The organism is Pedobacter sp. HDW13 (genome assembly GCF_011303555.1).
In the GTDB taxonomy this organism is placed as follows: Bacteria; Bacteroidota; Bacteroidia; order Sphingobacteriales; family Sphingobacteriaceae; genus Pedobacter.
Map to the genome: position 1 here is coordinate 384400 of NZ_CP049868.1, position 22937 is coordinate 407336.

21 protein-coding genes and 1 pseudogene are annotated in these 22937 nt (G+C 36.3%); 3 read left to right on the forward strand and 19 right to left on the reverse strand.

Features of this window, described 5'->3' with window-relative positions:
• Positions 1-2 precede the first annotated feature (2 nt).
• From G7074_RS01640 to G7074_RS01705, 14 genes and pseudogenes are all read right to left on the reverse strand, one after another.
• Complete coding sequence (locus G7074_RS01640; RefSeq protein ID WP_166206401.1) at positions 3-788, reverse strand: trypsin-like peptidase domain-containing protein; 786 nt, start codon at positions 786-788, stop codon at positions 3-5.
• A complete protein-coding gene (locus tag G7074_RS01645; protein WP_166206404.1) occupies positions 785-1144 on the reverse strand; it encodes a hypothetical protein in 360 nt (119 codons plus the stop codon). The genes G7074_RS01640 and G7074_RS01645 overlap by 4 nt, the downstream gene beginning before the upstream one ends.
• 27 nt (positions 1145-1171) lie before the next feature.
• Positions 1172-1759, reverse strand: coding sequence for a hypothetical protein (locus G7074_RS01650; RefSeq protein ID WP_166206407.1), 588 nt, complete (start codon positions 1757-1759; stop codon positions 1172-1174).
• A gap of 17 nt (positions 1760-1776) precedes the next feature.
• Positions 1777-2490 (reverse strand): abortive infection system antitoxin AbiGi family protein, encoded by a 714-nt coding sequence (locus G7074_RS01655; RefSeq protein WP_166206409.1) that lies wholly within the window; start codon positions 2488-2490, stop codon positions 1777-1779.
• Between the two features lie 25 nt (positions 2491-2515).
• Positions 2516-3376 carry a TIR domain-containing protein gene (locus G7074_RS01660; protein WP_205944141.1) on the reverse strand — a complete coding sequence of 287 codons (861 nt, stop codon included), beginning with the start codon at positions 3374-3376 and terminating at the stop codon, positions 2516-2518.
• A gap of 706 nt (positions 3377-4082) precedes the next feature.
• Positions 4083-4841 carry a hypothetical protein gene (locus G7074_RS01665; protein WP_166206412.1) on the reverse strand — a complete coding sequence of 253 codons (759 nt, stop codon included), beginning with the start codon at positions 4839-4841 and terminating at the stop codon, positions 4083-4085.
• Positions 4842-4922: 81 nt separating this feature from the next.
• Positions 4923-5336 carry a hypothetical protein gene (locus G7074_RS01670; protein ID WP_166206415.1) on the reverse strand — a complete coding sequence of 138 codons (414 nt, stop codon included), beginning with the start codon at positions 5334-5336 and terminating at the stop codon, positions 4923-4925.
• A gap of 92 nt (positions 5337-5428) precedes the next feature.
• Positions 5429-6175, reverse strand: coding sequence for a DUF4595 domain-containing protein (locus tag G7074_RS01675; RefSeq protein WP_166206418.1), 747 nt, complete (start codon positions 6173-6175; stop codon positions 5429-5431).
• Between the two features lie 324 nt (positions 6176-6499).
• A complete protein-coding gene (locus G7074_RS01680) occupies positions 6500-7015 on the reverse strand; it encodes a hypothetical protein (protein WP_166206421.1) in 516 nt (171 codons plus the stop codon).
• 404 nt (positions 7016-7419) lie between these two features.
• On the reverse strand, positions 7420-9249 hold the full coding sequence (locus G7074_RS01685) for a hypothetical protein (RefSeq protein ID WP_166206424.1): 1830 nt from the start codon (positions 9247-9249) through the stop codon (positions 7420-7422).
• A gap of 49 nt (positions 9250-9298) precedes the next feature.
• Positions 9299-9592, reverse strand: coding sequence for a hypothetical protein (locus G7074_RS01690; protein WP_166206427.1), 294 nt, complete (start codon positions 9590-9592; stop codon positions 9299-9301).
• 122 nt (positions 9593-9714) lie between these two features.
• On the reverse strand, positions 9715-10539 hold the full coding sequence (locus G7074_RS01695) for a hypothetical protein (RefSeq protein ID WP_166206430.1): 825 nt from the start codon (positions 10537-10539) through the stop codon (positions 9715-9717).
• 69 nt (positions 10540-10608) lie between these two features.
• Positions 10609-11832, reverse strand: a complete 1224-nt coding sequence (locus G7074_RS01700; protein WP_166206433.1) for a site-specific integrase — start codon at positions 11830-11832, stop codon at positions 10609-10611.
• A gap of 137 nt (positions 11833-11969) precedes the next feature.
• Positions 11970-13978 (reverse strand): annotated as a pseudogene (locus tag G7074_RS01705) (thioredoxin domain-containing protein).
• A 211-nt stretch (positions 13979-14189) separates the two neighbouring features.
• Here G7074_RS01705 and G7074_RS01710 point away from each other — a divergent pair.
• Positions 14190-15287, forward strand: a complete 1098-nt coding sequence (locus G7074_RS01710; RefSeq protein WP_124561267.1) for a mandelate racemase/muconate lactonizing enzyme family protein — start codon at positions 14190-14192, stop codon at positions 15285-15287.
• A gap of 188 nt (positions 15288-15475) precedes the next feature.
• On the opposite strand, the gene G7074_RS01715 is transcribed toward G7074_RS01710, so the two are convergent.
• Together G7074_RS01715 and G7074_RS01720 are read right to left on the reverse strand one after the other, a co-directional pair.
• On the reverse strand, positions 15476-16372 hold the full coding sequence (locus tag G7074_RS01715; protein ID WP_124561268.1) for a glycoside hydrolase family 25 protein: 897 nt from the start codon (positions 16370-16372) through the stop codon (positions 15476-15478).
• A gap of 86 nt (positions 16373-16458) precedes the next feature.
• The gene (locus G7074_RS01720; RefSeq protein WP_124561269.1) at positions 16459-17229 is read right to left on the reverse strand and encodes a hypothetical protein; all 771 of its coding nucleotides are present in this window, start codon (positions 17227-17229) and stop codon (positions 16459-16461) included.
• 345 nt (positions 17230-17574) lie between these two features.
• On the opposite strand from G7074_RS01720, the gene G7074_RS01725 reads away from it, so the two are divergent.
• On the forward strand, positions 17575-18801 hold the full coding sequence (locus G7074_RS01725; RefSeq protein WP_166206436.1) for an MFS transporter: 1227 nt from the start codon (positions 17575-17577) through the stop codon (positions 18799-18801).
• Between the two features lie 56 nt (positions 18802-18857).
• On the opposite strand, the gene G7074_RS27490 is transcribed toward G7074_RS01725, so the two are convergent.
• The 3 genes from G7074_RS27490 to G7074_RS01735 all read right to left on the reverse strand — a co-directional run bounded on the left by G7074_RS27490 (position 18858) and on the right by G7074_RS01735 (position 21651).
• The gene (locus G7074_RS27490) at positions 18858-19205 is read right to left on the reverse strand and encodes a family 43 glycosylhydrolase (protein ID WP_255456766.1); all 348 of its coding nucleotides are present in this window, start codon (positions 19203-19205) and stop codon (positions 18858-18860) included.
• Positions 19206-19216: 11 nt separating this feature from the next.
• Positions 19217-19837, reverse strand: coding sequence for a family 43 glycosylhydrolase (locus tag G7074_RS27495; RefSeq protein WP_255456767.1), 621 nt, complete (start codon positions 19835-19837; stop codon positions 19217-19219).
• A gap of 443 nt (positions 19838-20280) precedes the next feature.
• Positions 20281-21651, reverse strand: coding sequence for a dipeptidase (locus G7074_RS01735; protein WP_124561272.1), 1371 nt, complete (start codon positions 21649-21651; stop codon positions 20281-20283).
• Between the two features lie 299 nt (positions 21652-21950).
• Here G7074_RS01735 and G7074_RS01740 point away from each other — a divergent pair, with 299 nt between their 5' ends.
• Positions 21951-22934 carry an SGNH/GDSL hydrolase family protein gene (locus G7074_RS01740; RefSeq protein WP_166206439.1) on the forward strand — a complete coding sequence of 328 codons (984 nt, stop codon included), beginning with the start codon at positions 21951-21953 and terminating at the stop codon, positions 22932-22934.
• The last annotated feature ends 3 nt before the right edge of the window (positions 22935-22937 follow it).

The following is a 22937-nucleotide window of genomic DNA, read 5'->3' on the forward strand; positions in this document are numbered from 1 at the left end:
GGCTATTGATTGATTATTTCGTCAATTACTGAAGCCTTCCAAACAATGCCAAGCTGTGCTTGCAATTCATCGTTAGCTCCAATTCTACCTGAATATATACCGACTAGTTTTGTATAATTGTTACTTAGCTTTCCATCATCAAAGATTGAGACTGCGCGCCTTTCCTTTAAAATGACAGGAGAACCAGACATCCCACTTCGGGAAGCGGTATCAACAAACATTTTTGGAACTCCACCAATATCAATTACCGGTTCAGATGCTATAGATGCCCTTTTCCAAATTGGGAAGAAACCTCCTCCAGTATTGTTAAATGGAAAACCCAAGACATATATATCTTGCCCTATATGAACTTCTGTGTCTTCATTGTGGGGTTCAACAAATTGATCTATTGAAAATGCAACTAGATTATCTGGCACTACAATAGGTATGGCAACAACATCAACGCCTTGTTTATAAACTGGGTGCTCAATCCACAATTTATTATCTTCTTCATCCAATAATCTAATATTTAAAGTAGACCAGCTAATATTTGTTGTGCGCTCACCAACACTATACCTGTTTTTATCGACTAAATAGAGATTAAGATTATTAGGAAAGCAGATTGTCCCAGTTAAGAACTCCATTGTTTCTGGATTTTGCCCTGTCACATTATGCCAATTAGTAATTAGATATGATTTTGTATCTCTAATTATTACAAAACTAGTTCCAAAAGCAAGGTGCGTGTCATCAAATCTAAGATCAATTAGATAAGATGCCCAAGTGAAATTGTCTGATTTTGCGTCTTTCATAGTTTTACTTTAGACTCCAAATATTCAACTGTTAGTTGAGTTTCTTCAAGAATTCGAGGGAACTGATTTGGCACTTGTTTCCATTTCTCCAAAAGCCCTTTTAATGTTCTAAGACTATAAGGATAATAACGTTTGAAATGTCTTAGCTCAAAGATAATCGCCGTTTGTCTATCAACGTACATTGTTCCCATCTCATCTTCAGGTTGAACTAATTCTTTGAGCAGTTTATGAAACTGCTCAAATTCCTTTAGATTCTGCTCACGCTTTCTTGTATCAAGGTATTGTATTACAGTCCAACAAAATGAGGCTAGACCTGCAATAACACTTAATAATACTGTAATATTGATAGTTGCCATAGCTCTAATATATAGTTATGATAATGTTTATATTCTTGCCCATATTTCTCTAGCTAATTGGCGTGACTGTAAACCAAAGCCATTTACTTCCCCTGAAGTAAGAATGATTTTCTGATTTTCCGTATATCTCGGCATTAATCTATTGTCTGCCAGACCATTATTATGCATCAAACAATTTCGTATATCATTTACATCTCTAAGATCATTCAGGATATTGATTGTTAACCCTTTTAAGTTCTTCTCTAGAAACTTTATCTTATCTACAAAGATTAGCCTTCGGGCTTGTTCTTGAGCACAAAAGTCAATTAAATTATCTCCTTTTTCTTTTACCGTCCTTAGATTCACTTTAATCTCATTCTTGTTAGGATACTTTATAAGGATTTTGATGATTGCTTTAGTTATAAAGTCTTCGAAGTGCGTGAAACCTAACAATAGCGCTGATGTTGTAATATGATTTAAATAGTTTTCATATTTATAATCGTATAACTGTTCAATTGTTAACCCAAGCTTAAATCGATCATGTGTTTTTATCTGCTTATATATGTGTTCATCGGAAACATCAAGAAAGCCAATTAATAAATCTAATTGATTTATTAGGTAGTCGAGATCTGTCATAATATTTGTAATTAGATCTAGAAATCGGTCATAATCTGTTCAGTAGTTGTAATGCGAGAATACAGCCTCTCTATTTCTAAAAGTGGTGCTGAATTGGCAAATGCCTCACGCAAGGAAGCGATGAATTCGTTAATTTCACTTTCATCATTAACTATAATATACTTTATGTCCTTCGGTTCAAATTTCAACCTCAAATGGCCTATATTAGCATTAAGCTGAGACTTCTTTTCTTCAGTTAGTACAGCGCCTTTAAGAAGTATTTGACCTGCCAGTTCGCGGCTCGGAACATATCGCCATTCTTTCTCATCGGCAAACCTGTAACTTGAATTATTTACCTCGCCTCGAATTAGTTCTCCTTCATAATTCTTCATATAACGAATAACGTCTACGATTTTATATTCCAAATCTGTTAAATCAGCGATCATCTTTCCATTAAACATTGCATAGAAAGAACTATGAAATCCTGCGCCTAAAGTAGATTGACTATCGATATAAAGTACAGGATTAAGGCCGTTTGCTTGGGCCCACTCTCTTTTTAAACCTATACCATATCCTCCGTATTTCGTAATGTGTTCTTTCATTTCTGATAACGGAATGTCGCAAAAGCTAACCATCGGTATTGAATAATGAAGTGCACCATTAGGAGTCACAACATTCTCTAAGCAATATTTCACTTTAAATCCCTCTTTGAGTATTCCTTTTAGACTGTCAGCACTATTTGTAAAGTGCATTATAGAGTTTGAACTTAACCCCATATTAAAGTTTATTCAAATCAACATCATAACCAGAATTCCGAAGCTCTTTCGCAATATCAAACTGCCAGTGCGAACTATTCATACTAATATAAACAACGCCAGATATATCATTCGGTGTTTCAATATCCCCTTTGACTAAAGCACAGACCTTATCTCTCCCAATTTTACCGATTAAATACCCATGTTCAAATACTACGTTTTGGCGAGCCCTTGATTTGAGAGAATCAGTTGTTTTGCCTCCTAAATCGCACGGTGTATAGAGTACGATGCCAAATCCGACATTTGAATAGTGCTCTATCTTTTCAATAATAGTCTTTCCGGAGCTTGCCTGCTCATGCAATATGATTGGTTTGAATCCTAGTCTTTCAATAAAACGAGCTGTCTCTGCTTTGGCTAAATCATCATGACCATGAACTATGAACACTTCTCCGGTAGAAACCTCTCTCGCAACTTTAGTTGGTATGTTGGTAATTTCCTTTTCTGACTTAATAAGTTCTGCCTTTGCCAATAATGATTTTAAGCTAGATAGTTTATAGTTAATCAAATTCCTTTTTGTCTGAAGCTGATCATTTCTTACCTCTCCCATTTGCCCCATAAAAGTATATCCGGCATCGTTGTAGGATTCAACATAAGTATTATCGGGATAGTTAAAAACCTGTTTTAACATTTCAAAGTTGTAATCATTCCAGATGTCAACATCATTTTCGAGTGTAGTATAATCCTCTTGACTTACAATTTGACGAGTATGCAATTCTTCGCCAATTCTTATTCTTTCAGTTAACTTACTTTTGAATTCCTCATTGGTAATTGTTAATATAAAGATTCTTGGGGGTTGTGGGCTTGTATTTTTCTTTGTGGCCATTTTATATCAAATAATAATAATATCATTAAATCATCAAAGTATTCAAGCTAAATCTTAGATATACCTTTCTGTTTGCTAGACAGATCACTGCATAAAATTTGAATCTAAGCCGATTACATTTAACTGTTAGGCTAAATACGAAGAATAGAGCATGATGAGATAATTTAGCACTGAAAATTACCAATAACATTTATTAATTGCAAATAATTGATGCTCACCGCCTGCGAACTGAGAAAATGTGTGAGAACTGGTAGCTGCAAAGCAGCGAGGTTCGATCTATGTTTTAACACAAGCGTAGCGCAGCATTTTCGATTGCGCAGGTGAGCAAGACTAGGAGCCTGACTAGATTTATCCAGGATAAAGCGAAGTAAAATCCTAGATAAAGATAGAGAGAAGGCTCATGAAGCCATCCGCTTTGCCAAAATTAAAACCATGACAGTGCGCAGCAATGGCGTGTGTTTTAAGTGGCATTAGACATGGCGGAATACCGATCTCCCTAATCGGGTTTGCACTGCCTCAACCGATATACCACTTCCTAAAGTAACAGCAGAAACGTTAAAGTGTGCTGATCGTTGCCAAACCAAGGAATTAAAGACTAAACCATTCCTTTCTCCGCGTAAGCCGCTAATTGGGGAGAGGAATGGATTTAGGATGAAATAAATTCTACCCTAAACGCTATATGGTATTTTGGTTACAGTATTGGTAGTTATAACTTTTTATTGTCATTCCAATATTTCAGGAAGCCATTACCAATAGTCGTAATTTTATAGAAAGCATAATCACTTGTCCTTGGCTTCACCTCATCTAATGTAATTATTCCCTCTCTTGTCAATAACTTTGTAATTGGTGATTCCATATTAATCGATCTACCCGTTAATATATTATCAACTAACATATCTATGATATTAAAATCTGAAAGTTCCTTCAATTCAGAAACAATTCTATTTTGAGACTTTGCGGGGATGTAATCATCTAACATTTCTGAAGGATGATAATTAGCTAATCTGTCTGAAATTTTATCCCTTTCATTTTGTGCATTTACCTTTGCAATTCTTTCTTCTTCTAATCTACCTTGCAATTGTTTAACAACCTCTTCCAAAGATTTGTAGTCTCTTTTTAGCACTATACTGCTCTTATCGGTAATCTTAGCTAGATATGGTATAACAAATTTATCATATGTATCCGTAATAAGCCTACCTAGTGTTAACATACAATAAGTTGAAACAAGCACTAAAAACGTGATTGCCACAACGATTAATAAATTGGGAACAAATGCTTGTGTCTGATAGTGATCTGCAATGTATTTAAGCTTTTTATCTAAAGTAAATCCTTTATCGAAATTAAATAATCCATATACTAACGTCCAGTTCCTAATTATCCAAACAACCAGAAGTGTCCCTAAGAATGGGTTTGTTGTTCGCTCCTTAATATTATCGAGCATTGAGTTGAGAGTATCCTTAACCATTTAGATGTATTTTAAAACCAATTATAATAAAAAAGAGCCACATTACATGGCTCTTATGGTGTTTGATAATCTAATTCTATTTTAAAGTGTCAATTGAGTCTGTCCATCAATTATTATTCTATAATAGAATACGCCATTATGTTTAATCTCCTTTCTATGGCTTACTAAAAGATATTGGTTCTTATTTACTAAATAGTACTTCTGGTATTTAAAAACCGTACCATTATCTGTACGCGAATAGATTCCTTGGTTCTTAATCTCAAAGTTCTTGACGCTATTGCCTTTCTTATATAGCAACTGATTACCATCAATTGTTATTGTGAAACTATCCTCGTACCAGTTCTGATCTGTTCCCAAGGTGTATTTTCCGTAGTATGCATTAGAACTTTGTTTAGATAAGATTACTGGTTTATATTCTATTGCCGTTGCCATTAACGGTGTAAAATTCATTACAATAATGCAGGTGACGAGTATTAATAATAAGGTTTTTCTCATGATAACTAATCGTTAAATAGTCTTTTAATAAACTTAAATGCAAAGTATATGAATACTCCGAGCACAATTAAAGATGCTATTGCTTCCATATCTTATTTACAATTAAATGTGTTAATTATTGTATATCCTTTATTATCACTAGCCTTCATTGTTACCTTCGTAATGTTACCATTGGTATCTTTCTCATAACTAAAACCTTCAGTATAAGCAGCACCATTGTATGAAACACTAGCAATTTCATATTTACTTCCCTTACCAAAATAGCTTCTTAGTATGCCTTTGTAAAATGTAGGTAAATCACTATCCATATTGTTAAAGTAATTGCCCATTGTTAAAAAGCCTCCATATACGATGTTAATTGTTAAAGTTGGACTAACGATTTTGGTTAGATTACCATCTGTAAAGGTGTACTTAGTAGATACTGTAGAACTGTTTAAAAGATTGGTACGGATCGATTCTATTAAATAACCCTCTGTATTATAAGTATAGTCTATCTTATAATCGCCTGCCATTTGAGTTTCCGTTGTAACTCTACCTTGGGTATTTAAAGTGTAGGTATAAGTGCGACTATAATTGCCATCTTTTACAACTTTAGTGATTTGTGTCGATGTATAAGTGTAGGTTTCTTGATAGTCTTCGCTATCATATACAACCTTACTAACTTTGCCATCACTATTATAAGTATAGAGGATTTTACCTGTATCACTACCAGTTGAATAGCTGCTTTGACTTAGTTGGCAGTTTGATTGTGGCTGTACTTCTTCATCTGAAGTACCTTTTTTGCATGAAGCTACGATTAGCGTAGTGGCTAAGAGCATTAAACTTAGAGATTTTCTCATATCTGATTGAGTTTTTGATTATCGGTAGTCCCAATCCGATAAGTTTATAAACACGAAAGCGTAGGGAACTGTACCTTACCTGCATTCAGAAGCTCCTAGGAGGGCTTATTGCAACAGAGGACAGCACCTACGCTTTTGCGCAGGCGTTGCTTTTCTCCGTTCTTGTTGCAATGTTTGAATTTTCCTAGGATTCCTGATATGCAAGAACTGATAGCTACGCTAATATTCTATATATGTAAATGTTATTTTCTCTCTATAATGTCATGTTTATGGTGTAAAGATAATAACGGATTTTAAATATAGGAGCATTACTGCTCCCATATTTTAATTTACTTCTGTTGATTTCTCAACAGTGTGTAGCGAGACATAATTAGTTTCGCCCTCGGCTATCCTGCGATAAAAAAAGTTATGTAACTGATCAGCAGGTTGAAATGTAACTCTTAATGAGTATTCAATCCCTTTTGTATTATCATGTGATTCTGTTACCTGATAAGCGTACCGCAATAATTGATTGGTTAAGTTGCTGCCGAATTTAGTTAAGGATTCTAGTCCTAAGTCAATAAACATAAATGATCTACCATCTTTAGGACTGATCGAAAGTGTTATGTTCCAATGAAATGAAAGATGTTCCTTCACTAAATTAGTATTATGTTCATTTAATGTGTGGTCTATTTCAGCGTACATTCTGAATTTAGGTAGATCAAATCGATCCATCAGCGAAATAGCTTTACTTACAATTAAAGTATAAGCTCTCTCAACTTCCTTGTTGGTTAAAAGCAATTCAGAATCTACCATTACGAAATTGGTTTTTAATTGTTGTTGTTTTCTTGTTTGTTTCATGATTTTAAGATTTAAATGGTTATAAATTGGTGTAAATAAAAAAAGCATCCTCATTGGGATGCCTTACTATTAGAATTCGTTAAGATTTACTGGTAAGCCTTAATTATCAAGGGTTAGATTCTGGTTGGTAATCGGGCTATTACAGTTTTATTTTTAAATGTTGGTCTCTTACCATATAAAGGTAATGCTAGGGAAATCACTTTAATTCGTTCAAAAGCCGGGGGCTTGTAGTGATAGAGAGCTGGGGTGCTCTTTACAGACTGGATTTGGGATTTCAAAAATAAAATTCAATTTAACATAGAATGACCTAGCTAGAATAGCCAGGTCATTAGGATAATTATAATAATAGCACCAATTCTAAATTAAGGTTGTTAAAATATAACACTTCAATAAAAACTGGTTCATTAATCATCAAGTGTAAACTTAGGATTGGTTAGTTTTATGCACCATTGTCTTTCCCCATGAATCACTTTTTGATATCTTGCAGAAATAGTAAAATATCTAGATAGTATTTGAGCTGTCGTTCCTGTTAGCCCATATTTCTTCTTTAAACCAATTACTTTGGCATTTACAATCTTGTAGGGTAAATCCTGATTGATATTAAAAGCATTTAAAACATCCTTTATTACTGGGATATCTGTAAACTTATCACTAACTTCTTTTGCCTTAATTAAGGTATTTAATTGGCTAAATTTATAATTTGCCTTGACAATCATAGTTTTACCATGCTTTAAATATGATTGTACCATTTCTGGGTATTTTGAATTTAATTCATTAGTAACCTCTATTCTATTATCAATTATAAATGTACCTGGGGTCATTTTGAATCCATCTAATTGTTCAACTACTGCTTTAAAGAGATCAACGTCATTCCTAGCTCTCTCTCTTTTAAGGCGATCTTGATCTGATGAAGTGTAGATTACTGACGAATCACTCACCTTGAAATTTGGTAATTCGTTGTATTTTGCTAGTAAGATAGCTGCGCTTGAATAATAACTGCTTACCATTTGTTCATCCAAACTATTGTCAATACTGAAATAATTAGTTTGATCGGTATTCACTATTACGTATTTCTTACTTGGCAGAGCTTTTAAAGCACTTTCATAAGCGATTCGAGCACCACTATTTACCAGAGAAGATTCTTTAAACGTATAAATTGTCTTGTAAGCTTCTAAACCTCCCTCAATGAATTTAAGTGCCATTTCTCTAGATTGATATTCTATGTCTGGGTTAATATTAGTGATATGAATTGCCTTGTTTATTCCATTTCGAAACCTCCCTATTGCTTGAATACTTTCTGTTGCAGGATCAAATATGCTCTGCCCTGCAAAGAACAAATCAGTTAAAAGAATAACATTAGGCTTAATATCCAGATCAATGTCTACTGCACTGTAAAACCTAGAGGTAAAGAAATTGTATTTAGCTAATGGCTTTAGCTCTGAAGTTGCATTTGGGAACTTTAACTTGTTCCTAAGCTTTTTCACGCTATCTTCTCCACAAAACACTTGACTCTCACTTTCAATCTTTAAATGTTTAATCAAGCTAAGTATGCCATCTGTTGAATTCATAAAGAAACAATAGTGGGTATGGACGTTTTCTTTTAAGTAATCTCGAACCCTATATATAATGTTGTTAGTTATGGCAATCTCAATTGCTTTAGAGTATTGAAACTTGGGTTGGAATATTACGTGTTCAAACCCATATTCTTCAAATCTTGGGTCACTGGGTAGAATTGGTGTAGCTGAAATCATTGAGCGCTCAGCATATCTAAAGAAATCATTGATTGGTTCAACAATCGATTTCCTATAGGAAACATCCTGTACAATCTTCTCCGATTCATCAAATAATAAGAAGAAATCCTTATGGCGGATAAACTTTTCAGCTACTTTAGGGTTTTCAAACGCTTTCACTAGCTTTTTGTAAGATTCAGGTGTTACCATAATGTTTTTAAATGATACGTCGCCTAGTAGGTAATCAACTATTGCATTAACGTCATTAAATGGATAATAAACTCCCAAAACTTCAAGTTTATATTCTTCCATCATCTTCTTAACCTTTCCGACAATCACAGGTACATTTGGTACTATTATGATGCTGTTTCGTTTGCTTAAAAGCTCTGCTGTCGTACCGCCTCCCCCTGGGTATCTTTTGTTTATAAATGCATTAGCTGGCAGAAAAGCGCACAGGTTTGCTATAAATTGGCCTTTGCCAATATAGATTGTTCTAGTTTTCATTAGTTATCTAAAATTAAAAAGGAGAGGCATTAGCCTCTCCTCGATTAACTTATTTACCTTCCTCTCGGATTTTCGTTGGAATTTGTGGAGTGAATTCTCCGGTATTATTCATGAAATCGAATAATAAAGTTTCAACATCATCGGTTGGGTCAATCGATAGTGAAGTAGTTCCGTTAGCGAATTGGAACTCCACAAAGATCTTTGATTGATTCTGCTTATTTATGTAAGCACGGTGCTGAACACCAACACAGTTAAATAGGTTTGTTTTTAAAGTCTGAAGATTAACTTCATGACTAAATCGTTGCTGATTAACACGAGCAACTCTCGGGTTTAAGGTTGGCATATGCCTATGAAATTTAATTGTTGCTGAATTGCAACCTTACAAATCTCAATATGTTAGAGTAAACCGATGTTAGTCTAAACTATTACTACAAACTATTTTAAATAAACGCGTAAAAGATGAATTTAACCACATTTCTGATATTTATTTATGCAGTTTCGGATGTAAAAGTTATGATTAAGTGCATCTTTTGGTCGTGGCGTATTCAAATTGAATAGATCGAATAGATTATAAATTAATTTGCTTTGCTCATTTGTTAGAGGAAAATCAGACTTTCTTCCTTGGTTTAAGTTAGTTTTGTCATCGGATATTATTAACGATTCGTTATGTAAAAACGTTTGGATTAATTCTGACCAACTACCTAAAACCTCAAGATGTATTGACTCGTTAGCAATGTTGAAATGGTTGACAAAGTGTTCGACTTCTTCAACAGAATTGATGTCTTTGAATCGTGTTTGTTTAGCTAATTTGATAAATTTGGCCAAAAGCGAGTCACAGGTCAGTTCGACCACCTTATTTGCGATTTTCTCATCTTCTATTTTAATCCTATTTATTGTAAGATCACATAGCTGCTTACTTTTGATTTGTGTGATCTTCTTTCCAATGCTGGCTAATTTTAAGTAATCTTCATCATTGAACACTGTACTTAGCAATTCTTTTTCAAGTTCGAAACAAAAGTACATTAGTTCATTTCTTAATTCATTTCGTTGTAGCTTATTTAGTGGCTTGTCAAACTTAACATTTTCAATTACGATATCTACTTCTTTATCAATGTTCTGTATATTATTAAGATAGTAAACAGCTTTATAGTTGTAATTATTTAAATCTACTGCTGGTGTGTTTGCACTCCAATTGTACATTAGCTCAGCATCGACAGAATAAACCTTTAGTACGTTAATATTTAATATGAGATCATAAGTATATACTTCAGGATAGAAATCTAACTTCATAATTAGCGAAGTAGTTGTTATGGCTACCTCGCTTTAAAGATATTAAAGTTGTAATAAAGTCTGGTTACTCTATTTTATCAATATCAATTCTTCCACAGTGATTGCCTCGCTTACGCTGTCGCTTCGATCATAAATTTGAGTGGTGGTAACTTTACTATGTCCCGCTCGTTTTTGCACATCATAAACACTATTAACTTTCAGAGCTTTGGTAATGCTAGTGTGTTTGAAATCGTAGATTAGAATGTTAGCGAACTGCGGAAAATCTTCCTTAAAAGGTAATAGAATACGTTCTCTAAACATCGTTTGTGTAAATATCTTCCTTTGTTTGGTTTGATTGAAGAACCCGATAATGTAGTCTTCATCATCTATTGTTCTTCCTGCATTTGTGGTATTCTCATAAATACTCTGTATCAAACCATTAACAATTGAACTCATGATAACTCTTCTCCATTTCTTACCTTTAGCATCGAATACCACTATTGAGTGATCTTGGAGATCAACATGTTTAACTTTAATGTTTAGCACTTGTATAGGTCTCAATGTATTTTCCGCTACGAGTCGAGCCATTAAGTGCAACCTCAAATATCTTTTCGTATTTACAACATTAAAGAACTCAAGAAATAGTGACTGCTTAATTTCATTATATTTTGGTATCTGAAGAGTTATATCAAGTTTCTTTAACTTACTGGCGTGGTTAGTAATTGGTAATTCCATTATTTGGCTCAACCATATATAAAACCCCTTCACGTAAACCATTTGTAAGTTAACGGTACTATTACCGAGTCCCCACTTCTTTAAATAGCTACGGTAGTCAATCCAGACAGTAGTACTTAGATCAGAGAGTAAATGGTTTGGGAAATGCTTGTTTATAAACGTCGTTACTTTCTTATCTCTCTCAGTATAATTATAGATATCCTTAATCTCCCCTATTTCATGACGCTTTGTATGATATTCGAAGAACTTACTAAGAGCTTCAATTACTTTGGTTTGTATCGTTAACTTAGAATCTGTAGATGATTGGCTAACACTTATAGGTTTTACTAACTCCGTTATTCTGAACTCGAATGAATTACGGAGCAGCACTAATTTCTTATTTATGGATTTAAGATCCTTTACCTGTTCAAGGTACTGGTTATAGATTGCCTTTATCCCCTCTTTAACTTTAAATTGCTTACCATTATAAAAGTATTCTATGCAATAGAGTGGGTATTTGTCAGTATTGGAGCTATGAGGGGTTACTAAAATAAATCTGATGCCATTAATAATGGCCAATTCAGTTCTAATTGATTTCATTCTATTAAGATTAAAGTTCGTGATAGTAGTACTAAACTAGTACGAACGTAAAATCAAGTAGTACGAATAAGACCTTGAAATAAAGCTTAAAGAAAATAAACAAACGACTGACTTACAGCATATTCATCTATTTTTCTTTATTGTATGTGCGTTAATGCTTCCTCAACAGTGTTAACCGGTAACTGGCATACTTTATTTCGGCAAATATAAACTTTTGTTTCATTGCTTTGCTTACCTTTTAACAGCGGCAGGTTACTTTTTGTTCCACCCAATACAATTTTGTTAGGAATGTAATGCCCGCCTAATTCCAATTTAATTGCTTCGGTTGCTGATCCGGTAATGGCAATTTCGTTCGTGCTATAAACTTCGTTTAATAACTGTATGGCCCAGTTAGAATAAGCCGAACCGTAGGTTTTAATCTTAGGTTCTACCGCAGCAAGCATTTCTGCAGCTTTTTCGGTATAATTTTCCAGATCAAAAAGCAGTCCAAGTTTTTTAAGGTTCTGTGCCATGGCAGAGTTCGAGGCCGGAATTACGTTATCCATTACCTCGTGTTTACGGGCAATTAAATCCTCTCCTTCGGCAGAGGTATAAAAGAGCATGGGTGAATCGGCATCAACGAAGTTAGCCAATACATAATCAGTCAAACTTTTGGCTTCATCCAGCCACTTTTCCTCAAAATCATATTCGTAAAGGGTAATTAAAGCTTCAATCAGAAAAGCATAATCATCAAGGAAACCGGTAATAGAAGCTTTTCCGTTTTTGTAGTTACGGTATAAACCACCTTCTTCGGACATCAAGTTAGTTAAGATGAACTGCGCTGCCGCCGAAGCCTTGTCGTAATAAGGTTTATGGTTTAAAACTGTTGCTGCATCGGCCAGGGCTTTAATCATCATCCCATTCCAGGCGGTTAAGCATTTATCATCCAAACCCGGTCTAACACGTTTATCTCGCTCGGCTAATAGTTTAGCTTTGGTAACTTCTACCTTATTGTATAGGGTTTCTGCATCAATCCCGAATTTCTGTATTAAATCATCGTCGTTGATGGTTTTACGGAGAATATTCGTTTGTTCCTCTTCCCAGTTGCCTTCTTCAGTAACATTGTAATACTCGCCTATCAAAGCGGCATCACTGCCTAAAACAGCATCAAAAGCAGCTTTATCCCAAACATAGAATTTGCCCTCTACCCCTTCGCTATCTGCATCCAGAGCCGAATAAAACAAGCCATCAGCCGAAGTCATTTCGTTAAAAGCCCATTCAATGGTTTCGGTTGCAATTTGTTTAAACGAATTGAACCGGGTACACTGATAGGCCTCGGTATATAAACTAATTAATTGGGCATTATCGTAAAGCATCTTTTCAAAATGAGGTACGTGCCATTTATCATCAACTGAATAACGGGCAAAACCACCCCCAATCTGATCGTAAATGCCGCCACGGCCCATTTCTTCGAGGGTATGACAAACGGCCGTAAAAACAGATTGATCGTCTTTTAAAAATCCATACCGCAACAGAAAACCCCAGTTATTGGGTAAAGGAAATTTTGGTGCACGGTTGTAACCACCATAACCGATGTCGAAATGGCGTTTCCAGGGCTCGATAATTTCAGCTAAATGAGTTAAGGTATAATCTTCTTGATTAACTGCCGGAATTATCTTTTCGCTTTCGCGGATACCCGAAGTTAGCCTTTCGGCATATTGAATAGCTTTATCGGGCTCATTTATCCATAAGGCAGCCACGTTTTCCAGAATATTAATCCAATCGTTCTTCCTAAAATAAGTGCCCCCATAAATCGGACGCTGATCGGGCAGGCAGATACAATTTAAGGGCCAGCCGCCGCTTCCGGTCATGAGCTGAATGGCGTACATGTAAATTTGGTCAATATCTGGGCGTTCCTCACGATCGACCTTGATGCACACAAAATGCCGGTTCATTACTTCGGCTACTTCGTGGTTTTCGAAACTTTCGCGTTCCATTACATGGCACCAATGGCAGGCAGAATAACCTATACTGACTAAAATCAGTTTTTTTTCGGCTTTGGCTTTTGTTAATGCTTCTGCCCCCATTCGTACCAATTAACCGGATTATGGGCATGCTGGAGCAAATAAGGTGATGAAGCGTGGATTAAATTATTAGTTTCTGACATGGCGGCCAATGTAAATGTAACAGGGAAAATGGAGTTTTAATTTGAAGCGTAAATCTATTAATAATCTACAAACCTGTTTCTATTTAGTTTTTGTTTTTATACTTTTAGATTCATAATACTATTCGTGACGCATTGTGTCACAAATTAAGTTAGACACATTATCCTGATCAACAAACCTTACACCCTCAGCCTTATACCTTAAGCCTTAAACATGAAAATCACCCATACCGAAATATACCGCTTTAGCATCCCCATGGAGCCTTTCGTGATTGCAACAGGCACCATGCACTTTGCACAAAATGTATTGGTCCGCATCTATACCGATGCAGGCATCCACGGCATTGGCGAATGTTCTGCGTTCCCGATGATTGTGGGCGAAACGCAGGAAACCTGCATTGCTATGGCAAAGGATTTTGCCGCCATTTTAAAAGGCAAAGATCCGTTAGATATTCCCGAGCGAATGAATGATTTGCTGGGTTATGCCGATCATAACAGCACCATAAAAAGTGCTTTTGATATGGCTTTGTTTGATATTGCGGCTAAACATGCCAATTTACCGCTTTATAAGTTTTTAGGTGGACAAAAACGTATCATCGAAACCGATATGACGATTGGTATTGATACGCCGGAAGGAATGGCTAATACCGCCTTAAAATATAAAAGCCAGGGCTGTCGAATCCTTAAAATTAAACTGGGCAAAAACGTTCATGATGATATTGAACGGGTAAAACATATTCGTGAAGCGGTTGGTGAAGAAATAACCTTACGCCTGGATGCCAACCAGGGCTGGAGTTTTGATGATGCGCTGTTTGCTTTGGGTGCACTTGAAAAATACAACATTGAGTTTTGTGAACAACCTATGCGCACCTGGTACGATGACAAACTAGCCGAACTCAACCTCAACTCGCCAATTAAATTAATGGCTGATGAAAGTTGCTACAACCACCACGATGCCCGTAAGCTAATCAATAGTCAATCTACAACCTACCTGAACATCAAATTTTCGAAATCGGGAGGAATACTGGAGGCACAGAAAATACACGAAGAAGCTTTGCAAACCGGCGTTAAATGCATGATTGGCAGTATGCTCGAAACCAGAATTGCGTTGAGTGCCAACCTACATTTCGCTTATGCGAGTCCGAATGTAGAGTTTTTTGACCTTGATACGGCTTTATTAGGCCACCTGGTAGATCCGGTTGTTGGCGGGTTAACTTATAATGGCTACTTTCTGGATGTACCCGATGAAATTGGCATCGGCGCAGAAGCGGATGAGTTTTTCTTAGAGAAATGTGAAAGCTGGACGGTATAAAGTTCCTTAATCAGTTTGGCATTTAGTGTCAGCTTACTAACAATTTGTTTGCTGTTTATAACCGGTTGATAGATTTAGACAATTAAATGGGATCACGTATAATAGATTCTGAAACAATCTCAGGAGGACGGTACGCAAAAAGTTAGATAACAAATTTGGCAAGTTAACTGGTTTAAGCAATTAACCAGTTAACGAACTAACAGCCTATCCAGTGCTAAACTATCGCCGTTAAAGGCATTAAAATCTACCACATGGCCAATGCCATTAATTTTCGCTTTATCAGAATGTTGCCAGAATTTCCAGCGGCTGTTATCCAATCGTAATTTAGATTGATAGTAATGCGCAATCCACAAAGGGTAATCACTGAAATGACTTTCCAGGTAATCTTCGTAAAACTTTAGTCCGGTGTAAATAATTGGCCTTACTTTGGTTTTCAGCTCTACATAATTCAGAAAATCGGACAGTTCGGCACGCATTTTTAACGGAGAAACACCATCCAGCGATTCGACATCAACCACAGGAGGCAAATCGCCCTTCTCTACATTTACCACCTGCAAAAAGAATTTAGCCTGGGTTTTACCATCTTTACGTGGTCTGAAAAAATGATAAGCTCCACAGATAATACCCGATTTGGGGGCTTCGCGCCAGTTGCGTTGGAAGTACGGATCGACCATTAAAACGCCTTCTGTAGCTTTGATAAAGGCAAAACTGATTTGCACCTCATCCTCTTTCATCGACTTTACTTTTGGCCAGTTTATTTTGCCCTGATAATAGGAAACATCGATACCATGAACGGTATACTTTTTAGGAATTTTGATATTAAAGCTCTCGTATGTACGGTAGTTGGGATCTTGTCCCCAATCTTTAACCCAGCGCCAGGTAGCTACAAAACCTTTTAAAACATAACCATAGTAAAACGGAGAAAGCAAAACCAACAATAAAGCAGCAATAGCAATTTTAAGCTGTATAGGAATTTTAGTCTGCTTTTTTTTATTGGCTGCAGTTTTTTTTACCGCAGGTTTTCTGGTAGCAGGCTTTCTGTTAACTGGATTCTTGTTGGTCGGAACTCTCTTATCTGGCGGCATATACTATATATACCGCTAATTTGGGTAAAATCTATTTAAATTAAAAAATGATTACTATATAATATTGTAACCCAGGAAAATGAAATTCAGACTTTTGCTAAGCTTTCTGCATATGCAACAAAACCAGGCCTTTCATTAGCTGTATATTTAAAAAACAGGGTTTTCGAATCTTTTTGGTCTGGTTTTACTTTTTCTAAAAAATTTAAAGAAGAATCGTTATATCCTAAGAAATTATTTTTGTACACTTTTATTTCAGTCGCATAATATAGGTCTTCTATTTCATTATCGCCTAATTCTGCTTTTATTTCATCAAACACCCATTGTTGATCGCCAGAATTGCCTATAATACGCTTCATTTCAGCCTGATTAAAAGTAATTAGCTTTTCAAGCTTGGTAAAGTTCCTTTCGTTTCTCTTTTTTGCACAAAGATTTACAGTAATTTCTTCTGGCAAATAGATTGCCTGATCATCCAACTGACTTGCTAAATTAAGCATAATAAAAACCTGCGGCTCGGTAATCAGCGCCTTATTAAGGGTTTCACTTAAGACAATATCGACTTCTTTATCGGGTAAAATATAACTAGTAGCATCTGTAAGTTCAATCCGTTTTACATACTGCTGAAAGTTAAAGGCTGATATTACATCCAATAACTTATTATAACTGTTTTGATTAATCTCCAAGAAAGAAAATTGAACTTCTTCAGGACTAAATTGACTCATAATTGGTAGTGCCAGAGTTGCAAAAGGCCCGGTACCTGCATACAATACCTGAACAGGACTACCTTTCTGAGCAAGTTTATCTTTAACAGCCCAATATAACCCTCTTACAAAACGTTGTGTTCTAAATATCTCCTTCACGCAGTTTGCAGCCCAGAAGGTACCAATGGCATTACCTAATTTCAGGTTTATATGCTTCCTGTCTGCCGCTCCATCCGATTCTATTTTTCCCAGATTAAATAAAAGATCGGTATAAGCGGTTATTGCAGGTGCCAATTTTTCATAAAAATCTCCTGGTTCTAATATATCGTTGCTAATGTTGCGTAGTTTTTCTAACAGATTTTGGCTTTGGAGCATTAATTTAAAGAAATGATGTTTAAAATAAAGAAAACCGTTATATCCATTTTTTGTAAAAACAGATACAGAAATTGATTCGTAATACTAAATAGCCAGGGCTTTATTACTTTTGTGTGCTAAGAAAACAATATGTACAAACTTATACTAAATACGTATAAATCTTCTTTTAGCGGATTGAGCCGCGAAACCTGGTTATTGAGCATTGTAATGATGTTTAATCGCTGCGGTAGCATGGCTGTTCCGTTTATGGGTTTGTATGTTACCCAGAGTTTGCATCGATCAGCAATGGATGCCGGCCTGATTATTACCTTATTTGGAGCAGGTTCTATCCTGGGCTCAGCAACCGGTGGAAAATTAACCGATATGATTGGGTTCAGGCCTGTGCAGATCATTTCGTCGATAATCGGCGGATTGTTGTTTATCTTGTTTTCAACCATTACCCATTTCTCTACCTTATGTATACTGGCAGTTGTAATCAGCTTTTTTTCGGAAGCCTTTAGGCCGGCAAATTTTACAGCAGTAGCCCACTATGCAACTGAAGGAACCATTACCCGCTCCTATTCGCTAAACAGATTGGCTGTAAATATCGGTTGGTCGGCGGGGATTAGTATGGCGGGGATTATTGCCTCTATTAATTATCAGCTTTTGTTTATTGTAGAGGGATCGGTAAGTATACTGGTTGGACTTTCTATTTTAGTTTTATTACCGAAAGTGCAGGATTTCATTAAAAAGGCAAAGGAAAACCGCAACACTATGGTTATTTTAAAGCCTTGGCAAGATACTTTTTATGTGAAATTTATTCTTTTAACTACTCTATTTATTACTTGTGCCTTTTTAATGTTTAGAGTGGTGCCGGTATTTTTTAAAGAGGAATGGCATATTGATGAGTTTGCCATCGGGATTATTATAGGTTTAAACGGCGCCATAATCGCGTTGTTTGAAATGATTATGATCAATAAGATTGAAAAGAAAAAGTCGCCCATGTTTTTCATCATTATTGGTTCTATTTTCTTTGCGATATCTTACTTGTTGTTAAGCGCGCCGATTATTTTTCATGTCATATCGGCCGTGTTAACCATTGTAACTTTTACAATCGGCGAAATGTTTGTCTTACCCTTCATAAATACCATTGTAATTAGTCGGAGCAATGAACATAACAGAGGCTTGTATGCAGCAGGTTATACCTTGAGCTGGTCGTGTGCGCAGGTTATTGGACCATATTTTGGGTTTTTGATTGCCAAACAATTTGGTTATAACTGGCTTTGGTTTGGGTTGGCTTGCATCTTGTTAATTTGCGCTTACGGTTTTAGCATGCTGAATAAACGCCAGCAAGAGACTGTATTGAAAACGAATTAGTTTACAGTTGGCAATTTGCAAACTGTAAACTAAAAACTGTGAGCTAAAAAGTAAAACTATTTAACTTTCTGTGCTTTAACACCTTCGTTGGTAATTTTTACAGGAAGGATATTACCATCTGCATCAAATTTCATTTCATCGATACAGGTTTCTCGATGGTTTCCATCGGTTTCTGTTAATGGTCTACGGTGGTAAACAATGTAATATTTATTCTTTTTCTCATTGATGATTAAAGAATGGTGCCCTGCTCCTCTTGCAATTGTTGCATCTTGCTGTAAAATTTTACCTACCCTTTTAAATGGACCAAATGGAGAATCGCTTACTGCGTAGGCTACACAATAATCAGGTCCGGTCCAGCCACCTTCGCTCCACATGAAATAATATTTACCATTTCTGATGAACATATAAGGTCCTTCTACGTAATTATCGGAGTAATTTCTTTAAATATAGTTCCATCTTCGAAAGGCAGGAAACCAGTAAAATCTTTATTTAATTTGGCAATATTACAGTGTTTCCAGCCGCCATAAATCAGGTAGTATTGTCCATCTTTATCTTTAAACACAAACTGATCAATAGGTTGTGCACCGTTGTAGAACTTATCAACCAAAGGTTTACCTAAATGATCTTTGTAAGGTCCTTCAGGTTTATCGGCAACTGCTACTCCAATTCCACCAATTTCTTTATCATTCTGAATATCATTGGCACCGAAAAACAAATAGTATTTCTTGTCTTTTTGTACAATTGCAGGTGCCCACATGGCTTTATTGGCCCATTTTACAGCAGCTGTATCTAAAATATGTGGGTGTTTTTTCCAGGTTACAAGATTATCGGATGAAAATGCATCCAGAAATACCTGCTCTTTATAACGAGCAGAGTAAGTGGGGTAAACCCAGTATTTATTGTTGAAAACGGCCGCGTCCGGATCTGCATACCAGCCTTTAAAAATTGGGTTTCCAGATTGGTTAATCGTTTTAGTATCCTGAGCAAAAGAAGCGAGCCCGGATAAAAGTAAAAGAGATGAGAATAAATATTTCATGGGTACAATTTAGAAAAAAATCTGTGGTTTAAAAATTAGGGTTCGCGTTTAAACGCAATGAGTTGGGGGATTGGGTTTGTTGTTTAACCGCAAAGGCGCTAAGAAAGAGTGCTAAGCTTGGAGCAATTTAATCGCAGAGAACACAAAGAGGACACAGAGGTGAAGCATATTATTTATTCAATAGCCAAAACAAAAAGCAATTTAACCACAAAGGATACAAAGGAATGCACAGAGATTTAAAGAGATGCTGAAATAAATTCAGCATGACGGGGCATCGAAAACTGAATGAGGACTATAAGCGATAGCGGGACGAAAGCACCTGTGAAATATAGACCTTTTATTTTCCAAAAAAAGAAACCGTCATCCCGACTGAAACGCTGTGATCCATCCAGACAGATTTCTCAACTACGTTGCGCTTTGCCCGAAATGACGGTTTTTCGTTTTTATTTGCTTAATTCAGCGAAATATTTGTGGAATAAAGGCAATGTCTCAATTCCTTTGTAATAATTGTAGATATCGTATTTTTCGTTTGGCGAGTGCAGGGCATCGCTATCCAAACCGAAACCAAAAAGTACCGATTTAATACCTAAAACATCTTCAAATAGCGCCACAATTGGAATACTACCACCACCACGGGTTGGAATAGCAGTTTTACCGAAACTATCTTCAATAGCTTTTTCGGCAGCCTTATAAGCTACACTATCGGTTGGGGTTACCACCGGTTCGCCACCATGATGAGGGGTAACTTTTACCTTTACATTTTTAGGTGCAATGCTTTCGAAGTGTCTGGTAAAAATCTCAGCAATTTCTTCTGAGCTTTGGTTAGGCACCAAACGCATCGAAATTTTGGCGTTGGCTTTACTTGGCAATACTGTTTTAGCTCCCTCGCCAATATAACCGCTCCAGATCCCGTTAACTTCTAAAGTTGGTCTGGTACCGGTACGCTCTAAGGTAGAATAGCCCTTTTCGCCCCAAACTTCTTCAATATCAAGATCTTTTTTGTATTCAGCTTCATCATAAGGTGCTGCATTCAAGGCTTTTTTCTCTTCATCTGATAGTTCTACCACTTTATCGTAAAAAGCAGGAATGGTGATGTGATTGTTTTCGTCATGCAAAGAAGCAATCATTTTGCAGAGAATAGTAGCTGGGTTTGCCACTGCACCACCATAAACACCTGAGTGTAAATCACGGTTCGGCCCTACCACTTCTACTTCCATATAGGCAAGTCCACGCAATCCTGTTTCGATTGATGGATGCTCCATGCTAATCATCGAAGTATCAGAAATTAAAACCACATCAGCTTTCAGGCGTTCGGCATTGTCCTTAACAAAAATACCAAGATTAGCTGAGCCAACCTCTTCCTCACCCTCAATCATAAACTTAACGTTGCAAGCCAGGGTATTGGTCTCCATCATCAGTTCGAATGCCTTTACGTGCATGTAAAACTGGCCTTTATCATCACATGCACCACGTGCATAAATTTTACCATCGCGTACAGTTGGCTCGAAAGGCGGCGTATGCCATAATTCTAACGGATCAGCTGGCTGTACATCGTAGTGACCATATATTAAAACGGTGGGTAAAGAGGCATCAATAATTTTTTCGCCATAAACGATAGGATATCCGGCTGTTGGACAAATTTCTACGTTATCGGCTCCTGCATCCTTCAGTTTCTGTGCTACATAATCGGCCGTTTTTAAAACATCACCTTTATATTTAGGATCGGCACTAACCGATGGAAAACGCAATAATTCAAACAATTCATCTAAAAAACGTTGTTTGTGCGTTTCTACATAATTTTTAATCTCTTGCATAACAAAATTAGTTTGGGCAAATATAGGTTTTACCTGATAAACGACGCAAAAAGGTGCCTGAATTTATCGTTACGAAATGGCAAAACGACGGTGTAACCGGTTAATTATCGCAACCTGATAATTTTAAATTGGTTTACGATTAATCCGCATTTTTTTAAAATTCAAAACACGTATACCGAAAAAGACAAAAAAATGATTTATTGTTTGTAAAAAAGAAAAGTTATGGTATTAATTATATTTACTTTTTTGTACATTGCGCACACAGATATCCTTAAACCTGCAAAGAAAGAAATTTTACAATGAAGCATAGTGCACTAGTATTTTTATCGCTGCTACTGCTTTGTGTTTGCAATTCGTCTTTTGCGCAGGCTCCAGCCCCAAATCAAAATCCTACACGCGTAAGCTGTCCCGAAGCAGCTCAGTATTACTCGAAAGATAGTATTAACATTGTAACTTTTGGTGCCAGTACTGTTGAAGGTGTAAACGGACAGGGCTTTCAAACCATGTTAAAAAACAACTTTCTAAACTGCTATACCAATAAAATTATAGATATAACCAACCATGGTATTGGCGGACAAACAACTTTTCAGGGGCTGCTTAGAATTGACAATGCTATAAGCAATAGAACGGGCTTTATTGTGATAGACATGGGCATTAACGATGCTGTATCAATTAGTTCGGGTAAAGGAAGTATTGCGGAAACCATTGCCAATATGCGCGCTTTTATTGTAGCCAGCCTGAAACAAAAGCTGGTACCTATTTTATGCACCCTGCAAAATGTAGATGATCGTAACATCAAATCCTATGTTGCCGTAAATGCGCACATTAAAAGTATAAATGCCGGATACAGACGCCTGGCAGCAGAATACAAAATCTATCTTGCCGATGTAAACGCTGCCATGAGAAGAGATTTCTCGCTCTATCAGGATGCTTTTCACCCCAATACACGTGGTTATAGGCTAGTAAGTTATGTTATTTTCGATGCCATTAACAAAGCTATTTTTGATAAGTTCTTAAAATTTACCGTCACGCAGAACTACCCCAACCCTGCCTCCATGCAAACCTTCATTGATGTGGTTTTGCCCGAATCGGATAAAATCAATATCCAGATTTACGATTTAATGGGCCGCCTGGTTAAAACTGTTGTAAACGAATACCTAAACACCGGAAAACACACGTTAGAGATTAACACTTCTACCTTTGTTCCAGGAATTTATTTCTTTAAAATCTCATCCGATTCGGGCCAGTACAATGCTGCCAAAAAGTTTATCGTTGCGCGGTAACAA

Coding starts and splice junctions, on each gene's coding strand:
- G7074_RS01640 (WP_166206401.1), bottom strand. CDS start 788: ATGAAAGACGCAAAATCAGACAATTTCACTTGGGCATCTTATCTAATT.
- G7074_RS01645 (WP_166206404.1), bottom strand. CDS start 1,144: ATGGCAACTATCAATATTACAGTATTATTAAGTGTTATTGCAGGTCTA.
- G7074_RS01650 (WP_166206407.1), bottom strand. CDS start 1,759: ATGACAGATCTCGACTACCTAATAAATCAATTAGATTTATTAATTGGC.
- G7074_RS01655 (WP_166206409.1), bottom strand. CDS start 2,490: ATGCACTTTACAAATAGTGCTGACAGTCTAAAAGGAATACTCAAAGAG.
- G7074_RS01660 (WP_205944141.1), bottom strand. CDS start 3,376: ATGGCCACAAAGAAAAATACAAGCCCACAACCCCCAAGAATCTTTATA.
- G7074_RS01665 (WP_166206412.1), bottom strand. CDS start 4,841: ATGGTTAAGGATACTCTCAACTCAATGCTCGATAATATTAAGGAGCGA.
- G7074_RS01670 (WP_166206415.1), bottom strand. CDS start 5,336: ATGAGAAAAACCTTATTATTAATACTCGTCACCTGCATTATTGTAATG.
- G7074_RS01675 (WP_166206418.1), bottom strand. CDS start 6,175: ATGAGAAAATCTCTAAGTTTAATGCTCTTAGCCACTACGCTAATCGTA.
- G7074_RS01680 (WP_166206421.1), bottom strand. CDS start 7,015: ATGAAACAAACAAGAAAACAACAACAATTAAAAACCAATTTCGTAATG.
- G7074_RS01685 (WP_166206424.1), bottom strand. CDS start 9,249: ATGAAAACTAGAACAATCTATATTGGCAAAGGCCAATTTATAGCAAAC.
- G7074_RS01690 (WP_166206427.1), bottom strand. CDS start 9,592: ATGCCAACCTTAAACCCGAGAGTTGCTCGTGTTAATCAGCAACGATTT.
- G7074_RS01695 (WP_166206430.1), bottom strand. CDS start 10,539: ATGAAGTTAGATTTCTATCCTGAAGTATATACTTATGATCTCATATTA.
- G7074_RS01700 (WP_166206433.1), bottom strand. CDS start 11,832: ATGAAATCAATTAGAACTGAATTGGCCATTATTAATGGCATCAGATTT.
- G7074_RS01710 (WP_124561267.1), top strand. CDS start 14,190: ATGAAAATCACCCATACCGAAATATACCGCTTTAGCATCCCCATGGAG.
- G7074_RS01715 (WP_124561268.1), bottom strand. CDS start 16,372: ATGCCGCCAGATAAGAGAGTTCCGACCAACAAGAATCCAGTTAACAGA.
- G7074_RS01725 (WP_166206436.1), top strand. CDS start 17,575: ATGTACAAACTTATACTAAATACGTATAAATCTTCTTTTAGCGGATTG.
- G7074_RS27490 (WP_255456766.1), bottom strand. CDS start 19,205: ATGTTCATCAGAAATGGTAAATATTATTTCATGTGGAGCGAAGGTGGC.
- G7074_RS27495 (WP_255456767.1), bottom strand. CDS start 19,837: ATGAAATATTTATTCTCATCTCTTTTACTTTTATCCGGGCTCGCTTCT.
- G7074_RS01735 (WP_124561272.1), bottom strand. CDS start 21,651: ATGCAAGAGATTAAAAATTATGTAGAAACGCACAAACAACGTTTTTTA.
- G7074_RS01740 (WP_166206439.1), top strand. CDS start 21,951: ATGAAGCATAGTGCACTAGTATTTTTATCGCTGCTACTGCTTTGTGTT.